Raw genomic sequence first — 19,982 nt, forward strand, 5'->3', positions numbered from 1 at the left:
GAACGCACATTACGTTAATACGTTCTTACGTATGCACTGCTTTACGTATGCACGTCAATGATCACGCTGCTGTGCGCGGTCGGGGACGGCCTGGAACCGCCTGCGGGCTGATCCGGAAAATGCGTACCGCGCGATGGACAGGGCGGATTGACGCATCGGACTCCGCGCACCCGAAACGTAGTAGCGGCGGTCCGATACACAGCCACCGAGATCGCGATACTCGATGCTGCGACCACGCCTGACTTGACGCTTGTGCAACGCTTTACAAATCGTATGGTGAGGGCGTGGACCAACGCAGGGAAAGGCCGAAATCGTGACCGCCGGCAGCTTCGTGACCCCCACTCGCACCGAAGCCACGAACGACGTCTATCTGAGGGAGGGCTGTCGGCATCTCCGCCGGGCGACCAAGCACTACCCGATGCTGGCCTGCCAACTCACAGCCCTGGTCACCCATTTCGAGACGGATCCCGTCAAGCTCCGCGCCAGAACCGTTCGGCGTTATCGGTGCGAGGTCGAGACACTGATCGACTGGCTCGCCGCCCGTCCATCGGGGCCCGCCATAAGCACGGCGGACGCCAAGGCCAGGATCGACGCCGCCCTGGAACGGCGGCGAAGCAAGGCGATCCCGAACCGAACTAGCCGCTGCAAGGTGCGTGACCCGGGATCTGAGGAATACGACGCGGTTCTCGCCGATCTCATGGCACGCGCCCGCCTTGCCGAGGCCGACACGATTGACCGATTGCTTCCGGTGTTCGTGCTCGCGGCGCCGCAGGTCGGGTTGCGGCCGATCGAATGGGCCGCAGCGTGGATCGACGGCGAGGCTCTCGTCGTGCCCTGCGCGAAGCGCACCAACGGTCGGGGCTGCGCCGATCATCGGAGGATTGGCTTGGGCGGGCTCGACGCGAGCGTCCAGTCCGCGATTTCGCTGATCCTCGGACTGCTTCCGGGCCTCCTTGAGGTTGCCCCGTGGGAGCGGCTGCGCAAGACCTTGGCGGAGCGCCTCGCCCGCAGCTGCGCCCGGGCTCGACAGCGGCGGCTCTCGCTCTACAGCTTCCGCCACCTGGCGCTGGCCAGCTGGAAGGCTGCGGGGCTCGATCCCGCCGGGATCGCGGCCCTGGCAGGCCACAAGACGGTCGCGATGCAAAGATCCTATGCCGGCGCCCGCCACGGCTGGTGCCATCAGACGGGCCTGGCGATCCCGGACCCTGAGCTTGCCGCTGCGATCAGTGGCGGAATCGCCGGCGCGACGGAGCAGAGCGCGACGCGCAAGGCGACGCCCGAAGTGCAGGCGCAAGATCCGGTCGTCATCGACGAAGCCGGGCCCGGCACAATCGAGCCGCCGGTGGCGAGCGACGACTGGGTCGATCGCGAATTGCAAGACGCGTTGCCGAAGCCCGAGCAAACTCCGAAGCGGCGCTCCGAGCCCGCCGCGTCCCCGGGTCTCCCGGCGGCGCTCCTCTTCCCCCAGTTCGCCCAATGGTCGCCGTCCCGGGCGCCGCAGGCCCGCCGCCCGGCGGCGACCCGGCCCGATCCCCGCCCGCCCGAGCCAGAAGGGCCGCCCGAGCCCGAAGAGCCGCCCGATCCGGTCCGGCCTCCGGGGCCCTGATCCCGGTTTCGCAGCGTTTCAACGACCTTGGACGAGCCGACGGGGACGCGGCGTCGCGCGTCCCGATCCGGTTTGCCCGGAACGGCGACGGGTCCGGCAAGGAGACCGGTGAAACGCGGCAGGGAGATCCGCGAGGTGAGGCGGTGCGGCCTGTCTCCCGGAGGGAAGCCGACGCGCTCGCCACCCGTCATCGCCGCGCGGCCGCGCAGCGGGCCTGACCTGCCCCGTCTCCGGATCCGCTCATCCGTTCAGTGGAGGGATCCGGTGCTCTCAGCCTCTCGACGCGAGAGGGCGCGTGACCGAACCGGGGCGAGACCGACGCCGTGCCTCGATCGGACGTGCGGCGAGGGCACACTGGGCTGAAATCGGCTCTCAGCGGACGCCTCGCGAAGTCTGGACTTGACCGAGCCGCGTTCCTCGCCAGAGTGCGGGATGAGTACTGGTGTTGATTTAAGAAACCGCTCACGAACCCACGGCATGCTGCCGCACCGAGGGCACGTCGGTTGAGCGGCGGCGACGCGTCGGCCGGCCCGAGCATCTCCGCGGATCCTTGACACGCGTCCGGGGCATGAAAATGCCACGGTGTCGGGATGATCTCGGCGCTGGGGGCTGGAAGTTCGGCACAGAGGTGGGAAGCGGAATTTGAGCGCCAGGGTTCTCTCGTTCTTTCGGCCTGCTCCCGCCACGTCGGGCGACTGGTCGCAGCAGGAACTCGCGGAGTTCTACCGCGTCGAGGCGGCCTCGCTTCAGGCCGGCCTGCGGCTCTCGCTGGAGCGGGGCCTGAGCGACGAGGGTGATCCTTGGCTCGTGTTCTGCCGGGACGACGGCGAGGTCTTCCTCCACTTCGCGCGGGTCGACGGGTCCTACGTCATCGTCAGCGACATGGTCGGCGAACCGCTGATCGGGCCGGACTTCCGCGCTCTTCTTTCCGAGCTCGTCGCCCGCAATCCGAGCGTGCTGCCGATCCATCGCGATGGCCCCGGCGGGACGGGTGCCCGCCATGGAGCCCAGATCCTGATGCACCCCGCTGCCCTCCTGGCGGCGATCGTGGCGACCACGTGCTTGCTCTCAACCATGAACGAGGCGGTGGCGAGCGAGCTCGACAGCGGCGCGATCCTTCCCAGGCAGCCCCTCGAGGGCGCTTCGGGACACTTCAGCTTCGAGCCGCTGTCGGCTGCCGACTCAATAGAGCCCGGCGACGGACATTCCGCGCGGACGCGGATCGGCGAGCAGCGCGAGCTCGCGGCCGCCACCGCCGTCGTGATGGCCTGCATCGCATGCTTCCTCGATCAGAGCGCGAATCCCGACGAGATCAGGTCTGCGACCGCGCTCTCGAGCGCTGAGACGCTCGTGAAGTCCGTGCACGTGCCGACGGAGACGGCGAGCCTGGTCTCCGCGGAGCAGAAGGCCGGCCAAGAGGCCCAGGACGCCCGCTGGGCAACCCATCAGGATGTTGCCGGCGAGCCGCCGACCGCCGGCGGCAACGCTCTGCTCACTCACGTGAGCCCGCGCGAGGCGGGCGCCATCCTGCTCTCGACCCCGGGCGCCAGCATCGTCACGCTCGGGCCTGATGGATCCGCCCTTCTTGCCAGGAGCAATGCGTTCGAGGGGGCAGCACCACTCCAATTCGTGTTTCTCACGACGCCAGGGATGGTACGCCTCGTTGCGCCGCATGCCGGCGACGCGGCGAGTGCGCCGGCGAAAGCCCCGACCACGTCCATCGGGAGCGCGGCGAGTACGGGTTCCAGCGTCGGCCTGGAGACGAGTGCTGCTCCGAGTGCGGCCGGCGACGCGGCACATTCGGGCGACCTCGGCCACCCGGTGGGATCCGAAAAGGTCTCCGGATCGGCGCCGGTCTTGAGCAACAACAGCGCCGTTCCGGCTGGCGGAATCGCGCAAAGCTCAGGCGCAAGCCCGAACGATGGAACCACGAAGCTCGTATCGACCGCTGCCAGTGACACCGGTTCGAGCATAACGGCAACAACCAAGGTTAGCGGTCAGACGGTCGCCTCCGGCTCATCGACGTCGTCGTCCCTCACGGGCGGCGACGCGGCGGCGAGCAAGAGCCTCAGCACGATCTTGCAGGACACCGCGACCCTCTCGCCAAAGGTGGTGTCCTCGCTCCTGCACGCCCTCATCGGGGATACGGCAAAGTCCGAACTCACCGGCGACATCGGCGGCTCCTCGACGACGGACCTCGTCGGCCTCAAGGGCGCATTTGCGAGCACCCTCGATCCCGGCACGGGATCGACCAAGCTGGCGGTGAGCCAGAGCACGATCGACGCCAGCTCCTCAAGCTCGCCGTCACCCGTCATCAAGATCGTCGCATCAGCGACCACGCAGGCGGCGACGGGTTCGTCGGGCGATGGCACCCATTCCGAACTGCCCGTCGCCCCATCCAAGCTCACGAGCGACGCGAGCCACACGGCAAGCGCAGATTCCGCCGCCACGGTCACCAAGGCGGCCGCGGCAGGCGCTCAGATCATTACGGCGGCTGGCTCCGCGGCATCGTCTCAAGCGGGAAACGCCGACCTCGCCCATATCGGCAACGTGTCCGACTCGTCGGCGGCGGCGCCGGCTCTGGCAAACACTGCCCAGCCGACGCTTGCCACGGCGTCCAGCAGCGTTACGGCGGGTGGTGGACCGGCCGCTGCCACCGGCACCATCCCCGTGCCGGTGCAGTCGAACAACGCTGTTCTGACTTCGGCGGCGGCGGAAGCCGAGCACACGGACGCCCTGCACGCGGTATCGGCGCTCGTAAGTTCCAGCAATACCATCACCAAGGCGGTCTCGCTGAGCCTGACGACAGGACCGACGCCGCTCGACGCGGCACAGTTGCGGATCATCGATGCGTTCATGGCGGCGACGCCCAACCTCGAAATTCGCGCAACCGCGACCACGCTGGAGATCTACGATACGTCGATGATCAATGATCCGAACATTTCGGCCATGACCTGGGATCTCGGGGGCGGCTCGATCATCAAGATCGTCGGCATCGGCGATGGGCACGCCGTCGCCTGAGGAGTTGCACGCGGGTCGGACCTGGGGCTTCGTGAGTTCTCGGCAGGCGCAGGCATCGAGGCCGGATCATTCTCGTGGTCTCGAGCGGGGAGTGGATTGAAGGTCCCGCCGGGGCGCGCAGGCCGCTGAAGTCGTGCCTCCAGGCGCCGCAATAATTCCGCGCCGCTCGTCTCGCGCTGAGATCGAAGGCCGGCACGCGAGGATCGCGCTCAAGCGAGCTTGAACCTCAGTTCAGGTCCCTTCAAGCGAGCGGAGCAAATCCACGAGTGCTGGGCTCGCCCGTCTCCAGGAGCGCCAGCAAGCTCGCCTTGTCCGTTCGGGCGATCGCGGAGAAATCGTAAGCCTCGTCCTCGGAAAGACGTTCGGTCGACATCCCTTCGAGAACCTCGCGGGCCCGCGCGTACATCTCGCAATCGAGCAGCAGCTTGACGTAGGTACCCTTCAGGGCTTCGCGCAACGAGGGACGCCCCCGCGCGATGGCTGCGAGAAGCAGGCGCTCCTTCTCCCGAAACGGCAATGCTTTCAGGTCGACGCGCGCCTCATCCTCAGTGATGGGCGCCTTACAGAGATAGAAAGCGGAAGACCCGTAAATAGTATCAATGTATTCGAACTTATCAGAAAAATACTCCATCGCGATTGATATCCAATACTCTAGGTAATGGACCTGATCCTGCTGGACTACAACGCTCTTACCTGGGATAAGCCTCGGGAACAGCTTCCGGATCACCCAGCCATTCAGATCCCAGGACTTTGCCGCGTCGACCATCAGGATTTCGATCGGACGGCTGCCCCAGTTCATGCGCAGCAGGTCGCCTGGACAGGGCACGAGCATGGGCAGGTACGCGTGATTGACGCGCAGGAAATCCGTGAACCAGCTCCCGGCGTGCACCGTCGGCGAAGCGAGCGACCACCACTCGAAGTCCTCGGCGAGAAACAGGTCGTAGGCGTAGATGCGGCGGCCCTTGGCTGCCTCCGGGACCTGGTCATTCCGGGCTGCGCCCTCGGCAAGGCAGCGCGTCGTCAGGCCATACAGGCAGCCGAGGTCGACGATCTCGCCCTCGCCCGTCCAGTGATCCCGCGCGAGCGCGTAGAGGAGGGAGAGCTCCAGGCTCGACAGCATGCTCTTAATGATGATCTCGCCGTCGGCCCCCGGCACCACGAAGGTCTGGAACTCGGACTCGACGAACGGAACCGGGCTGCGGGGATTCCAGAAGGGAACGTAGCGTCGCCAGAATTGGCTGTCCCGCACGCCCGGGGATGGGCTGGACGAGGCAACGGGCGCCGATGCATCCGCCCGCCGCCTGCGCTCGGCGAACTCGCCCGATTGCAGGATCGTCTGGACGAGCTGCGTGCGCGTCACCCCCGCTGACAGGTAGGTGGCGATCACCTCCGGCTCGGGCTCGCGCTCCAGGAGCCACCGATAATAGTCGGTGATGTGCTGCTGCGTCAGTGCGACCATCTGGTGGATGTCCATGCCTTTCGTGGCCTCGCCCGTCTGAGGTCCTCCTCGCCACAACCCTACTCGGTGGCGCGAGAAACGAGGCGACGGGCTTGTGGCGAGAAAGATCAGCCGGGTATCGTCGTTCTCGACCGTGATCCCGCGACCGCCCGAGCGGCGAGATCCCGGATGGTCACTCGCGCAGCCTGTCACGCGCCGGCATGATGTCGGCCGGGTTGCAGTGCCAGGCGTCCGCATCGATGGATCGACCCGCCTCATCAGGTCGCCCACCTCGCCCCGCGGAGACGCCAGCGGACGGGTTCCCGGGGCGAAGCGACACCTTAAGCCACGGTCGCGTCGATCGCCCTTCACTCCCTTTTTCCGGATCCCGGCCGGGAATGCCTGACGATGTCCGAGCCTAGTTCGCCGGCCCGTTCGTGCCCTCGGCCGACGTGCCCTTGACCACCTGGATGGTCTGCTGGGTTAAGAGCGTCGCACCGACGGCCGCGAGATCGGCGGAGAAGATCAAGGTGAGCTCGGCGCCCCCGATCAGGCCAAGCTTGAGCGTCGGCAGGTTCGTGGCAGGATCGACGCCGCCATCGACGGTCTGCACGGGCAGTTGCCCAGGGGAGACCAGCGTCCCATCGGGCACACCCTTGCCGATGCTGGAGAGGAAGCTCGACATCAGGAGAGATGAGCCGAGGTTGGCGGCGCCGACCCCATCGATGTCGACATTGGTCGTGTGGCCGCCGAGTGTGAAGTTCAAGCGCGGCACGGCATTCTTGCCCATATCGACGTAGATGCCGAGTTGATCCGTTTGATTGGCCATCATTCCCTACCTTCTCGCTTGATATCTTTGGGTTTCGCAGCGGATTAGTGAGCCCGACGCCCGGTCGCCGCTCAATGGACCGAGAAACCCGCCTATTTCGTGGCCCGGCCCTCGGCCCTGCCGTGAAGGGTGTAGTGCATCCAGGGCTCGATCGGCTCAGCGACGACGTCGGGATTGAGCGCGAGGTAGACCGTCACGTTGAAGTCCGGGCCGGGCGAGCGGCCCTCGAAGCTTCCGTGGTCGAGGAAGTGCTGGAGCGGATCCATCCCGGCGGTCTCGATGTCCGGGTAGCGGGCGCGGTACCAGTCCGGGTCGAACAGGCCGGACGACAGGAGCGCGTCGCGGCGCGCGCGCTGCTTGGCGGCGTAGGATCGACGCGCCAGCCAAGATCGCGGCCGCACCGGCTTGGGCAAGGCGTATTCCAACGGGGGAACGCCGGGGCTCCCCTGATCGCAGGTCGCGTCGGCCCGCGTGACCGCGCCGCCGAGGATCTCGGCCGACAGGGCATCGCGCGCGGTAAACAGCGCCCGGCGCCGGGCTGCGGCCTCCGCGAAGGCGGTGCGCGTGTGGGGTGCGGACGGCGGCGCCGCAGAATCGGGCATCAGGTCCATCAGAGTTCCTTGAGGCGCGCCGAGATCGCGTTTCCGTAGGTCTGCCACGTGTCGATCCGGCGCGTGAAGACCTGGCGATTGAGCACCTCCCGCAGGGCGCCGTTGACCGCCATCTGTTCGAGGGCGGCAGACACCTCGGCAACGCTCGTCATGTTGACGGGCAGGCACCCGCCATCGGCGGCCAGTTCCGCCATCACGCCGCCCTCGTGACAGAGGCAGGGCCTGCCCATCCAGAGGCTCTCCATGATGGGCAATCCGAACCCCTCGACGAGGGAGGGATAGACGGTGAACGTCGTGCGGGCATACTGCTCGGCGATGGCCGCATCCGACAGGATGCCATGCCAGACGATCCGGTCATCCGCCTCGGCGGCGAGACGCACCCAGAGGGCGAGCTTCTCGGCGCCGACGTAGAGGTTGCCGACGAGATGCAGGTTCACCGGCAGATCGGGGCGGCGCCGACGAAGTGCCTGAAAGGCCTTGATCAGGACGCGGTGGTTCTTGCGCGGCTCGATAGTCGAGACGCACAGGATATTCACCTGCTCCGAGGTGGCAGCCGGCTGCAGCACCCGCGGGTGGTCGCTGAACTGCGCCGGCAGCCAAATGACCTCGCGGCGCTCCGGCAGGGTCTCGCCCCGGTCACGGTGCCAGCGCTCGCACTCGCTCAGGCTGAACCCGGAGATCGCGTAGATGGCGTCGGATTCGCGAAGGGCCGCAAGGTAGGGCGGAAAGGCCCTGGTCACTGCGGCGTCGACGTACCCTGTCTCGTACATCGGCAACATGTCGTAGAGGAGAAACGCAGCGCGGCATCCCCGCGCGCGGCCCCACTGAACCCGCTCCGCCGCGGACCCATCGAGGATGACCTCGGGGAGAAGGAGGATCGGCTTCGAAGCGCTGAGCGGATCGGCGGCCCGCATCACCTGTTCGAGGGAGACGGGATCGCCGAAGGCGTCGGCGGTCATACCGATCCAGTCGACCGGACCGGCATTGCTCGACAGGAACGGCTGGTTCTCAGCCGACAGGCGCTCGTAGGTGCCGGTGGCGCCGTTCCACTTGATAAACAGGACGTCGAGATCGGGACGGCGGGTGAGAGCCGCGGACAGGCGGCGCGTCACCCGGATCACCCCGGAATTGGCAGGATCCCGGGCCGAGTTCGACACGTCGACGAGGATCAGGCGGCGGCTGGCCTCCCGCACCGAGGCGGGGGCGGCCTCTCGCCAGGGCGCCAGGATCGCTCGCGTCCATTGCGACAGGGTCACCGCCCAGGTGAACTGATCCCGGAATTGCGCGAAGCGATCGAGAGCTCGGATCGGCTCGGGGAAGCCGTCGACGAGGATCTCGGCCGCTTTGCGGATCATCTCGGCCTCCGACCCGCAGAGGAACCAGGGATCGGCGATCACCTCGGGATGCGCAGCGAGGCTGTAGGCGAGCACCGGGCGCTCGAGCCACTGCATCTCGGCGATCGGCAGGTTGAATCCCTCCCAGAGCGAGAGGCTGACACCGAGATCGCAGCGCTCCATGACGGCCCGCAGGGTGGCGTCGCTGAGCGTCGGCAGCGCGGTCACGTGCTCCCGCAGATCCGGCGGCGGATCGAGGCGATCGGGCCCTGCCAGCATCAGGAGGTGCGCCTCCGGCACCTTGCGCCGCACGCCGCGCAGGACCTCGAAGGCCGCGAGGGAGTTCTTGTAGCCCGTGCTCTCGACCCGGCCGAGCGCCAGGATCGGTCGCGCCCCGACCGAGATCCGCTTGTCGAGATCATCGAGGAGGATGCGGGACGCCGCGTCGTCTGGCGCCCCGTTATCGGCGCCGAGGGCCATGTGGTCGGAGCCGAGGAGAACCGTTCTGACGCCGCGATCGCCGCCACGGTCGGGTTCGGTCTGACTTTCCTGAATAAAGCGGCTGATCGGAAGGATCGTGTCGATCGACGGGAGCGTGGCCTGCCGCAGGCGACGCAGCGCCCGCTGAACCGGCAGGGCGCCCGGGGGCATGCCATCATGGGGCACCGCTCCGGCATCGATGAAGACGCCGTGCGCTCCGGCGCTCCGCGCATGGGCCGCGATCTCGAAGAAGGGCCAGCCTCCGCTGACGATCACGTCGACGGGATCGCTCGCCCAAGCGGCCAAGAGATGCGCGCGGACGTGCGCGTCCGCGCTCAGAAGATCAATCCCGTCCGGCAAGGGAATCTCGGCGATCCTGGGACTGATGCGCTCCAGCACCGCCCTGTCGCAGCGGATGCAGGCGAAGGAAACCTCGACGCCCTGCGCCACAAGGTGCTCAGCGAGCAGGATCAGGATCCGGTCGACGCCGAAGCGCGCGATGAATCGCTCATTCGCGATCAGGACCCGGGGTTTGTTCAAATGACGGGAAGGAGACGTCACGCGGGCGCTCGAACCGGAAGCTGGAAACTCTCCGCTGGCGCCAGCGCGTTGAGGAAGCGCGCGGCGCCCGGCCCTCTCCCGGTCGTGGAACGTGCCGGAGCCGGCACGTCCTGCAGGGCGGCGAGCGCGCCGAGGGCATCGAGGAGTGTGTCGTAGGGGTCGACGTCCTGGGCCGCGGCGGCGCTCACCTGCGCGGACGACCTCGGCGCCAGCACGGGAATGTCTGCGCGCAGGGCGCGCGCCACGAGGGGCAGTTCAGCCTCGTCCGCCTCCCCCCAGAGCCACAGCATCCGGGCCTCGCGCCAGACCCGCGCATCGGCCCAGCCCTGCCAGACGAAGCGGACGCGCCGGACCTTGTCCTCAACGAGGTGAAAGCGGTGCAGCAGCACCTGGAGCTGCAGGGCGCGCTCGCGCGAGCCGACGCGGCCGCCACAGATCACGAGGATCTCGTCCGCCGCCTCCGCAGCTGTCTCGGGCCCGGCCAGCAGATCGTAGAGCCCGACGAGACGCTCGATCGTCCGGCTCTCGTCGAAGCGATCGCGCCGCGCCGCATTGTAGGCGCCGTGGGCGGAGGCGAGCTCCGGATCGTCGATGTAGCGGCGCATCGCCAGGGCGAGGCTCGCTGCGTCGCCCGGCGTGACGAGAACGCCTGAGCTTTCCTCGTCGACCAAGTCGGGGTTACCCCCGATACGGGTGGCGATCTGGGCGGTCCCGGAAGCGATCGCCTCCAGGAGCGTCACCGGCTCGTTCTCGGGCCAGTGCGAGGCCAGCACCACCACATGGGTCTCGGCGAGACGATCGAGAGCCTGCTCGTGCGCGAGGCGGCCGGCGAAGGCGACCGCCCCCCGGAATCGTCCCGCCGCGATGTCCCGGGACAGGGCGTCGGCGAGGTGCCCATGCCCGGCGATCGTCAGGTGCCAACGACCCTCCAGATCCCGATCGCCGGCGAGCATCTCGGCGGCGGCCAGAAGTGTCGGGATGCCTTTATGCTCGCCGAGATAGCTGAAGCAGGTGAATGCAACGGGCTCGGGCGCGGGCTTTGGCCGGACGCGGACGCGCTCTCCGCTGATCCCGTTCGAGAGGTGCTCGACGGGTCGGGTCACCACTCCGGATGCCGCGAGGGCGCCGGCCAGATAGGCGCTCGGGCTCAGGAGGTGATCGGCCTGGCTGAGGCACCACGCGGTGTAGTCCCGCCGCAGCCGGATCGGCAGGCGCGTCCCGTCGGGGGCGTCGATGGCGGGAAGACAGACCGCACATTCCTCGATGTCGTCGCACAGGCTGCCGTCGTCGCGCAGGAGCGTGCTTTTGAAGCAGAGACCGGCGTGATCGTGCAGGGTTACCACGACCCGCGCCCCGAAGGCCTTGGCCGTCGGGATCAGGTTGAAGCCCAGGCCCGCAAGGTTGTGAAAATGGACGAGCTCGGGCTGGTGTGCGGCCAGGACCGACAGGAATCGTTCGGCGTTCGCCGAGCAATGGAAGTTCTCCGCGGGCGCGAGGGAGTTGAGGATGAGCCGATAGACCGGAAACCCGTCCTCCATCTCAAGGGTCAGGCTCCCGGGCTCCGCCCCCGCCTCCGGCAATCCCCCGGCGAAGACGGCGACGTCGTAGCCACGGGCCGCGAGCGCTTTCGCCTGGCGGTGGGCCACGATCTCCGCGCCGCCGATCACCACGGGCGGGAACAGGTTGCTGACGATGACGACGCGCCTCGCCGCGGCCACCCGCATCGGGGCGGTCTCCTCCATCACGCTACGGATCATCGCGGCAGCATCGTCAGATCGGGCGCGCAATGGTGAAGGCAGCGGATCGAGGTCCGCGCGCTCTGGCGGATCTCGGGGGCGCCGGCCCGCGGGGTGGCTTCGAGATAGGCGAGCCCGAGTCCGCCCCAGATCTCGCCGGAGGTCTCGGTCACGGCATGCTCGATGATCTGGCCCGGAATGAAGTCGCAGTCGAAGAAGTGCAGGTGAGGGTTCGCAGCCCAATCGACCGAGAGGAGCCCGCGGCGCGTCTCCGGGTTTCCGGAATCGTGCATGAGGATCACGAGCGGCGCGGTGGGTCGATAGGCGAGGATGAGTTCGAGATCGCGCCGGACGCCAGCGGCGGAATGGTCTGCGTCGACGAGGACGAAGTTGAGGGGCATGCCACGGGCCTCGAAATCCGCGAGGGCTCGCGGCACGAGTTCCTCGGAGGATCCGATCCGCAGATCGACGTTCTCCGGGCAGGCGAAGCGGCTCGGTACCTCGGGATCGATATCGATGGCGATGATGTGCTCGGCGTACTGGCTCGTCAGGCTCAGGCTGCCGCCGTGATAGACCCCGACTTCGAGCGCACCGCGCGGGCGCATCCGGGCAAGCACGCCCGTGAGGCCGATGCGTTCCCACTGCATCATCTGCCACTTGTCGACCAGGACGCCCGGGAACATCAGGTTGTCAAACATCACGATCTCCGAACCGCTCCATCGACCATCCCGTCCATCGCGACGCGCGCCCGGCTGAGGCGCCTGGCCGCGATCACAAATCGGCTTGCCGGGATGGCTTCTCGTCTCCCTCGGACCCCTGTAATCTCCGGACGATCGGATCAAGGACGCGGCGCCTCCCTAGCAGAGGCCCACCGTCGAGGCGAGACCCAACGTGGCAAGCAGAGTGCGAAGATATCCCCTGGCATCGGGGCGGGTGGTTGCGGCGCGATACCGTCGCGCGCCCCTGCGGGGCCGTGGCCCGTCCCCCGCATCGGCGGCGCCGGACTGGAGCAGGCGGCGGGTGCTGCCGCCGATGATCAGCTACGCGCAGAACTTCGAGGACGTCCTGCTCCGCCGCGCCCTGCCGGAGATCGAGCGCGGCTTCTACATCGATATCGGCGCATTCCATCCCGTGATCGACAACGTCACCCAGTGGTTCTACGCGAAGGGCTGGACCGGCATCAACGTCGAGCCGAACCCGCGCTTCCAGGCGCTGCTGCGTGAGCATCGTCCGCACGACCTCAACCTGGCGGTGGCCGTGTCCGGACGATCCGGCACGCTGGACCTGCACTTGATGGACGGGCTCTCGACGACGGTCGACGATGTAGCCGAGCACCATACGAGCAGCGGACGCTCGGCGCAGGGGACGGTCAGCGTCGAGGCGCTTACCCTCGGCGACCTGTTCGAGCGTCACACCGACGGTCGGACGGTCGACTTCCTGAAGATCGACGTCGAGGGAGCCGAGGCTGCGATCCTGGAGGCCTACCCCTTCACGACGGTGCGCCCGCGCATCCTGGTGATCGAGGCGACCGAGCCAGACAGCATCGCCCTCGCCTCGACCTCCTGGGAGGATGGCCTCCTGCGCAAGGGCTATCAATTCTGTTACTTCGACGGCCTGAACCGCTACTACGTGCGCGACGAGGACGCCTGGCGCAAGAACCTGTTCGACGTGCCCCCGAACGTGTTCGATCACTTCCGGCTGCCCTTCACCGATCGACGCGTCGATTACATCGCCTGCAAGCGCAGCGTCCTCGACGAGATCCCGGAGGGCGGCATCCAGGCCCTGATCGCCGAGCGCGACGGGCTCGTCCATCTCAGGGCGGAGCGGGATTCCCTGGTGACGCAGCTCACCGCCGAGCGCGTCGCGCGCCGGGCCGATCTCAGGGCGGAGCGGGCCGCCTTCGCGGTCGAGCTCGACGCGCTGGTGCGGGAGATGACGGAGGTCGCCGACGCGCGCCTGGCACGAATCACGGCCCTCGAGCAGGAGAACCGGAGATTGCAGGCGGAGGTCGACGGCCTCAGGGATGCGCGCGATATCTCCGTGATTCAGACCGCGCGATTGCAGATCAAGGTGGATGCGCTTTACCTGTCGGGATCACGGGCCGCGCGTCAGTGACGCCACCCGGGGATCGGCGGCGAGCCGCCGGATCCCTGTTCCGAACCAGAACCCGTCAACCCGCCGGCGCGGCGTCGTCCGGGTCCTGCGCAGCCTGGGTCGGGGAGCCCTGGGGGCTTCCGGACGGAGAGTCGTCGGCAGCGACAGCGGCGCCGATCTCCACGAGTTCGGGAAACGCGGTTCCGTCGCGGATCTCCGGATTTCCCTCGAACAGAACCGCGAAGGTCTCTGGGTCGTAGAAGCGCATGATCATCTGCAGGAACTTGCGCGCCTCGATGCCGTAGGCATCGGCCCAGACCCGGATCTGGTCGGGCGGGACTCGCCCGCGGCCGGTCTCGACCTGCGATACGAACGTGTAGAGCGGCGAGCCGATCTCGGCCGAGAACGAGCGCTGCGAGTGCCCCGCCTTCTCACGCAGGTGCTTCAGAAGCTTACCGGCCTCCCGGCGCAGCTCCTGCGTCTCAGGCGCCGACAACTTCTGGGCGTTCGTATACATTTTCTACAGCCGTGAGTTGCAGAGGTTTTGTACAGTATAGCACATACTCATCGGTAACGGCCCGCCCACTTGGTTGTCAAGGCTGCTCGCTCGGACAAGGGCGCCACTTGCCCGGCTCAGCCTCCGCATAGCGGCACCGCCCCCTCATCCGTCGCGGCTCGGGTCGGAGCGTGTCGCGCCGTCTCGGTTCCTCTGAGGCGTGGCAGGTGCTAGTTCGCCGGTACAACCCGAGCTAAGCACCCTTTGATTTCACATGCGCATCTTCGACTGCCTGCTCTATGACGGCGACGCCGAAGCCCTGGCGTTCCGTCTCGGTGAGTTGAGGTCCGCCGTCGACACATTCGTGATCGTCGAGGCGACGCGGTCCCATGCCGGGACGGCCAAGCCCCTGTTCCTGCGGCAGCAATGGAGCCGGTTCACGGAATTTCACCGCAAGCTTCGCTACGTCGTCGTGGCCGAGGAGCCGCCCGATCTCACGAGTTCCGCAGCGCGCGCACGCTTCCAGCGCGACTGCGTGACCCGGGGCCTTCTCGACGCCGATGCCGAGGATTGGATCCTGTTGTCAGACACGAGCGGGATCCCACGTGCGGACAGCGTGGACGGATTGCGGGCCCGCAGCGGCGGCCCCGTCGCCCTGGTCCTCCCGCGCCCCTTGTCCCGATCGGAAGAGGTCACCGAAGCCCCGCCGAGGGATGAGATCACCGTGGCGACACCCTACCGCAAGCTCCGGGCCGCGGGCGCCGAGGCGATCTGGTCGGGGGTCCGATCCGGGGCAATCCCGGTCGAGCGGATCTCGGATGCGGGCTGGCAGGTCGCATCGCCCATGACGGCGGCCGGGCTCGACGAGACCGGCGCAGCCCCGGGCGAGGCAGCCTTGCGACCAGGTGCGGCACCGGCACCCTTCCCACACACGTCCGCCCCGCAGCCAGCTGACGATCATCAGCCAGGCGATGGGCGCGCAGTGGGCTCCCCTCTCGCATGGCATGCGGGTTCTTGGGCAGCGGGACGCGGGGCGCTTCGGCCACCCGGTGACGGTAGGGGTGCCGCACTCGCGCCCGTTCGGCGGAAGCAGGGCAGTCCGCGGCCAGATCCGGTGATCCTCTGTCCCTACGTCAGGAACGAGCATCGCGACCGGGTCGTCGCGGCGTTCGGCCTCGATGACGAGCGAGGTCGCCGCCTCCCGTTCCACCTTTGGCAGGATACGGCCCTGATCGGACCCGAGCGGGCCTTCGAGCATTGCTGGAACCAGTTCCCCGACCGCGATGTCATTATCGTTCACACCGACATGAGGCCGCTGCCGGACGACGCCCGGAACACTTGGTACGAGCGCCTGATCGCGAACGTCGCCGCTCTGCCCGATGCCGGCCTCATCGGCTGCGATCTCCTCTATCCGGTCCGCCACCCCTCTGGCGCCTGGTACGTGCAATGCGCGGGCGGTGAGATCGATAGGGGGATCGTCAAGCATATCGGCGGCTTCGTCGACGTTGCGGCGGGCATCGGCACTGCGGACGCGACGCGCTACGACGAGCGGTTCGCCAAGCCACGACGCGTCGACTGGGTGACTTTCGGCGGGGTCTATATCCGGAGGGAGGTCATCGACATGGTCGGGGGGTTCGATCCGGGCTATCGCTGGGCCTACGTCATGGACGTCGACTACTCGCTCGAAGCGGCTTCGCGGGGCGTGAACCTCTATCAGGTGCCCGTGAACCTCCTCCACGAAGAGAACGGGTCGACGCGCGACTTCCTGAACGACCCGGAGCGGCTGGAGAAAATCGCCTACAACCAGCGCTACTTCCAGGCGAAATGGTCGGACCGGCTCGCGCGCCTGACAACCCATCGCATCGCCTCGCACGCCTCGTTCGGTGCGCAGCACGCGCGCAAGGTGGCGCTGACCGAGATCCTGGTGGCTGAGGCGGAGGCGCGGGGCGCGGAATTCGAGGTGTCGGCCTTCATCCGGGCCCTGGCGGCTCCGAACCCCGCAGCGATCAGCATGACCGATGTCGAGCGGGCTTACGCCCTGGTCCTGGGACGGGCCGCCGACCCTGCCGGCCTCGCCTGGTGGGAAGCGCAAACCGCGCAGGCCTCGGTGCCGGTCGAACAGCTCGTTGGCGCTCTGCACGGTTCGGCCGAGTACGCTGCCCTCACGGCCTCGGGCTGAATCGTATGACGTTCGCGGAGATTCTGTTTCGTGGGGAGCCCGCACGCGGCGCGATGGGCTTGATCGATGCAGCCGTCAGGACATGCCTCGCGAAATTGGACCGGGCGAGATCGCCGGGGCTCCCGGACGAGCGGCGTCCGCGCGCGGTCCCCCTGCCGGTGTCGCCGCGCACAAGGAGCGGTCGGACCACGAGACGAGGGCGGATGGAGCCGGCCCACCTTCGACCGAGGGATGGCGGAAGCTCCCCTCGACGTGTCCTCGGCGTCGCGACCGATCAACATCGAGGACATGTCCTCTCCCGGCCGCAATCGGGAAGCATGACCGCAGCACGAATGACAGGAACCCAGCCTTGCGTGCGTTCTGGAAACTGTGTACGGCCGCTCAGCTTCCGGCCCCGGGAAGCCACGGCCACAGCAAAATCAAGTTGTGTCGCCGGCACTTTACTGAAACCGGAATCTGTAAGAGAGTTCCGGCAGAAGAGTAAACCACTCGACCAAGCGATTTGGAGGAACTTTCGTGCAGTCATTTGCCGAAGATCATCTGCAATCGAGCGATGACCCGCAAATGGCCGGAACGTTCGGGCTTTTCCTGACGCCCGCATCGTTCTGGACACCCGAGTGGATGGTGGCATCCGCCTGGACCGAGCACAGTCCCTTCGCGTTTTGGCTGACGGAGACCTTGCGCCCGCGCAGCTTCGTCGAGCTCGGGACGTATCGGGGTTACTCCTATCTGGCGATCTGCCAAGCCATTCGGCGCCTGAGGCTCGACACCACCTGCCATGCCGTCGACACCTGGAAGGGTGATGAGCACGGGGGCGAGTTCGGCGAGCATATTTTCGAGGCGCTCTCGGCCTATCACGACGAGCATTACGCCGACTTCTCCCGTCTCATCCGCTCGACCTTCGACGACGCCGTCGATCAGTTCGAAGATGGCTCGATAGACCTGTTGCACATCGACGGCCGTCACTTCTACGAGGACGTTAAGCACGACTTCGAGACTTGGCGTGCGAAGCTGTCGGACCGCGCCGTGGTGCTGTTCCATGATACGACCGTGCTTGAGCGAGATTTCGGCGTGTGGAAGTTCTGGGATGAGCTGAACGGAACCTACCCTTCGCTCAACTTTCCCCACTGCCATGGACTCGGTGTTCTCGCCGTCGGCGAGCGCTGTCCCGCGGCGATCACGCAACTCCTCAACGCGCCGAGCGACGTCCAGGATTCCGTGCGGGAGACCTATGCCCGGCTCGGGGCTGCCCTCGTGGATCGCCCCAGCGCGGGCGACGCCCAGGAGCCGTCAACCGACACGACGGAGCCGGCGCACATTGTTCAGGAGCCGGAAGCGCTGATCGTCGTGGACCGTGACCCTCCGCCCGCCTCCGATGCCCCCGGAGCGCAAGGGTCGGATCAGACCGGCGGCCCAGGTTCCGGCGTCGATCCCGTGGAGACACGCGTGGCACCGCGGATGGCGACACAGTCTCCCCGCGCCTCGGCCGGGCGCCCGGCGGTTCGCAGCTGGAGCCGACAGATCCTGGGCGAGGCGCGCGCAACCATGCGGCGGATCCTGGCGCGGTCGAACCGTCGGACCGCGGACGAACGAGAACGGGCGCGCATCGCAAGTTCCGGCTTGTTCGATCCGGACTGGTACTGCGAGCGGCATCCGGATGCGGGCGCGGCCGGGGGCGACGCCCTCGCGCATTACCTCAAGGTCGGTGTGGCGCAGCACGCGGATCCGAACCCGTTGTTCGATGCGGATTGGTACTGCGAACGGCACCCAGAGGCGTGCACCGGAAGGAGCCCTCTGCTGCACTATCTCGATGCGGTCGCGGCTGGCTCGCGACTGCAGCCGCACCCGGACTTCGATCCCGCCTGGTATCTCGCCCGGCACCCGGACGTACGCGCCGCCGGTATGGATCCCCTGATCCACTACCTGACGGCGGGCCGGCGTGAAGGACGCTTCATCGACCAGGCGAGCTGGAAGCGCATCGCGGGCTCGGGACTGTTCGAGCCCGAGTGGTACCTCGACCAGTATCCGGATCTGCGAGACTCCGGAATTGACCCGTTGCTGCACTACCTTACGGTCGGCGTGCTCGCGCAGGCCGCGCCCAATCGCCTGTTCGACGTGGCCTGGTACGGTCGGCAGAACCCGGAGGTCCCGGCCGGGCAGAGCCCGCTCCTGAATTATCTTGATGCGGTCGCGGCCGGATTGCGGCCGCAGCCGCACCCGGACTTCGACCCCGAATGGTACCTCGACCGGCACCCCGACGGGCGAGCCGCGGGGGGCGACCCGCTCGTCCACTACCTGCAGGCGGGCAAGCAGGACGGACGCTTCGTCGATCTGGCCGTCTGGAAGCGCATCGCCGCCTCGGGTCTCTTCGAGACGGAGTGGTACCTCGATGGCCGCCCGGAGGTACGTGACTCCGGGATCGATCCCTTGCTGCACTATCTGACGGTGGGCGTGGTCAAGAACTCCGACCCCAACCACCTGTTCAACGCCCCCTGGTACCGTCAGCAGAACCCGGAGGTCCCGACCGGGCAGAGCCCACTCCTGCATTATCTCGATGCGGTCGCGGCCGGATTGCGGCCGCAGCCGCACCCGGACTTCGACCCCGAATGGTACCTCGACCGGCACCCCGACGTACGGGCCGCCGGGATGGACCCGCTGATCCACTACCTTCGGATCGGACGACACCAGGGACGCAAGAGGAGCCGGACCTGGCTCGAGGAGCGGGATCGGATCCGGCGTCAGGTGCTCGGTTCCAGCGAGATCATCCGGCCGGCCCACGTCACGGTCGGTATCGTCACCTACAACAATGACCCGGCTGAACTCGCCACGACGATCGCCAGTGCCCGCTTGGCATTGCGAGAAGCTGGCCTCTCGCAGAATGGGCGGGTCCTGCTGATCGATAATGGCCAGCCGACCGAGCCGGACCTCCTGCGCGATCCATCGGTCCATCTTGTGGAGAGCCGGGGTAATATTGGATTTGGAGCCGGCCATAATCGCTTGATGGCGGAGGCCTTCAGCAATCATACCCCAGCAGGTCCCTCGGAGGAGTACTACGTCGCAGCCAATCCCGATGGCGCCTTCCATCCCGAATGCGTGCAGGCGCTGGTTCAAATGGCGCAGGCCGCCCGCGAGACCGCCCTGATCGAGGCGGTGCAATCGCCCGAGGAGCACCCGAAGATCTACGACACCACGAGCTTCGACACGCCTTGGGCCTCGGGGGCCTGTCTCCTGATCCCGCGCGCGATTTACGAAGCCATCGGCGGCTTCGACGAGCGATTCTTTATGTATTGCGAGGATGTCGACCTGTCCTGGCGCGCCCGCGCGGCCGGCTTCGAGGTGAAGACCTGCCCGCGGGCGATCTACTACCATCCGGTGATCGACCGACCCTACGACCGCTCGGTCCACGCGCATTTCCTGACCTCCGGCATCATCCTGGCTCGGAAGTGGGGCGGAGACGCCTTCGAGCAGATGTTGCGCGCTGAGTTCGGCAACGCCAGGATTCCCATCCCTGTTATCCCGCAGATCCCCGCTTTCGCGAGCCGCCGGGACGTCGCCGATTTCGAGCACACCTTCAGCTTCGCAGCGACGAGGTGGTGA

At 67.3% G+C, this 19,982-nt stretch carries 12 protein-coding genes; 5 read left to right on the forward strand and 7 right to left on the reverse strand.

The genetic code is table 11. From position 1 onward, the window contains the following. Positions 1-313 precede the first annotated feature (313 nt). A complete protein-coding gene (locus F6X51_RS27710; protein ID WP_191970016.1) occupies positions 314-1,606 on the forward strand; it encodes a site-specific integrase in 1,293 nt (430 codons plus the stop codon). A 642-nt stretch (positions 1,607-2,248) separates the two neighbouring features. Next, positions 2,249-4,627: a hypothetical protein gene (locus F6X51_RS05490; RefSeq protein ID WP_150962200.1), complete on the forward strand. Its 2,379-nt coding sequence runs from the start codon at positions 2,249-2,251 to the stop codon at positions 4,625-4,627. Positions 4,628-4,868: 241 nt separating this feature from the next. On the opposite strand, the gene F6X51_RS05495 is transcribed toward F6X51_RS05490, so the two are convergent. The 6 genes from F6X51_RS05495 to F6X51_RS05520 form a co-directional block, all read right to left on the reverse strand. Continuing rightward, a complete protein-coding gene (locus tag F6X51_RS05495) occupies positions 4,869-6,101 on the reverse strand; it encodes a hypothetical protein (RefSeq protein ID WP_150962201.1) in 1,233 nt (410 codons plus the stop codon). Positions 6,102-6,483: 382 nt separating this feature from the next. Continuing rightward, complete coding sequence (locus tag F6X51_RS05500) at positions 6,484-6,897, reverse strand: hypothetical protein (protein WP_150962202.1); 414 nt, start codon at positions 6,895-6,897, stop codon at positions 6,484-6,486. A gap of 89 nt (positions 6,898-6,986) precedes the next feature. Next, complete coding sequence (locus tag F6X51_RS05505) at positions 6,987-7,496, reverse strand: hypothetical protein (RefSeq protein WP_150962203.1); 510 nt, start codon at positions 7,494-7,496, stop codon at positions 6,987-6,989. Positions 7,497-7,504: 8 nt separating this feature from the next. Further along, on the reverse strand, positions 7,505-9,880 hold the full coding sequence (locus F6X51_RS05510) for a glycosyltransferase family 4 protein (protein WP_150962204.1): 2,376 nt from the start codon (positions 9,878-9,880) through the stop codon (positions 7,505-7,507). Next, on the reverse strand, positions 9,877-11,637 hold the full coding sequence (locus tag F6X51_RS05515; RefSeq protein WP_150962205.1) for a glycosyltransferase: 1,761 nt from the start codon (positions 11,635-11,637) through the stop codon (positions 9,877-9,879). Before F6X51_RS05515 ends, F6X51_RS05510 begins: the two co-directional genes overlap by 4 nt. Continuing rightward, positions 11,634-12,314 (reverse strand): class I SAM-dependent methyltransferase, encoded by a 681-nt coding sequence (locus F6X51_RS05520; RefSeq protein ID WP_150962206.1) that lies wholly within the window; start codon positions 12,312-12,314, stop codon positions 11,634-11,636. Before F6X51_RS05520 ends, F6X51_RS05515 begins: the two co-directional genes overlap by 4 nt. 322 nt (positions 12,315-12,636) lie before the next feature. Between F6X51_RS05520 and F6X51_RS05525 the strand changes: the two genes are divergently transcribed. Further along, the gene (locus F6X51_RS05525) at positions 12,637-13,731 is read left to right on the forward strand and encodes an FkbM family methyltransferase (RefSeq protein WP_150962207.1); all 1,095 of its coding nucleotides are present in this window, start codon (positions 12,637-12,639) and stop codon (positions 13,729-13,731) included. A gap of 55 nt (positions 13,732-13,786) precedes the next feature. Here F6X51_RS05525 and F6X51_RS05530 read toward each other — a convergent pair whose 3' ends face one another. After that, entirely contained in the window at positions 13,787-14,227 is a 441-nt protein-coding gene (locus F6X51_RS05530; protein ID WP_150962208.1) for a helix-turn-helix domain-containing protein, read from the reverse strand. Positions 14,228-14,480: 253 nt separating this feature from the next. Here F6X51_RS05530 and F6X51_RS05535 point away from each other — a divergent pair, with 253 nt between their 5' ends. After that, entirely contained in the window at positions 14,481-16,385 is a 1,905-nt protein-coding gene (locus F6X51_RS05535) for a hypothetical protein (RefSeq protein WP_150962209.1), read from the forward strand. Positions 16,386-16,901: 516 nt separating this feature from the next. Continuing rightward, positions 16,902-19,982, forward strand: a complete 3,081-nt coding sequence (locus tag F6X51_RS05540; protein WP_150962210.1) for a class I SAM-dependent methyltransferase — start codon at positions 16,902-16,904, stop codon at positions 19,980-19,982.

The organism is Methylobacterium planeticum (assembly GCF_008806345.1).
Classification (GTDB): domain Bacteria; phylum Pseudomonadota; class Alphaproteobacteria; order Rhizobiales; family Beijerinckiaceae; genus Methylobacterium; species Methylobacterium planeticum.

What these genes read in the sequence shown, in the direction of transcription:
- F6X51_RS05500 (WP_150962202.1), bottom strand. Translation starts at nt 6,897, where the DNA reads ATGATGGCCAATCAAACGGATCAACTCGGCATCTACGTCGATATGGGC.
- F6X51_RS05495 (WP_150962201.1), bottom strand. Translation starts at nt 6,101, where the DNA reads ATGGACATCCACCAGATGGTCGCACTGACGCAGCAGCACATCACCGAC.
- F6X51_RS05535 (WP_150962209.1), top strand. Translation starts at nt 14,481, where the DNA reads ATGCGCATCTTCGACTGCCTGCTCTATGACGGCGACGCCGAAGCCCTG.
- F6X51_RS05515 (WP_150962205.1), bottom strand. Translation starts at nt 11,637, where the DNA reads ATGATCCGTAGCGTGATGGAGGAGACCGCCCCGATGCGGGTGGCCGCG.
- F6X51_RS05505 (WP_150962203.1), bottom strand. Translation starts at nt 7,496, where the DNA reads ATGCCCGATTCTGCGGCGCCGCCGTCCGCACCCCACACGCGCACCGCC.
- F6X51_RS05530 (WP_150962208.1), bottom strand. Translation starts at nt 14,227, where the DNA reads ATGTATACGAACGCCCAGAAGTTGTCGGCGCCTGAGACGCAGGAGCTG.
- F6X51_RS05520 (WP_150962206.1), bottom strand. Translation starts at nt 12,314, where the DNA reads ATGTTTGACAACCTGATGTTCCCGGGCGTCCTGGTCGACAAGTGGCAG.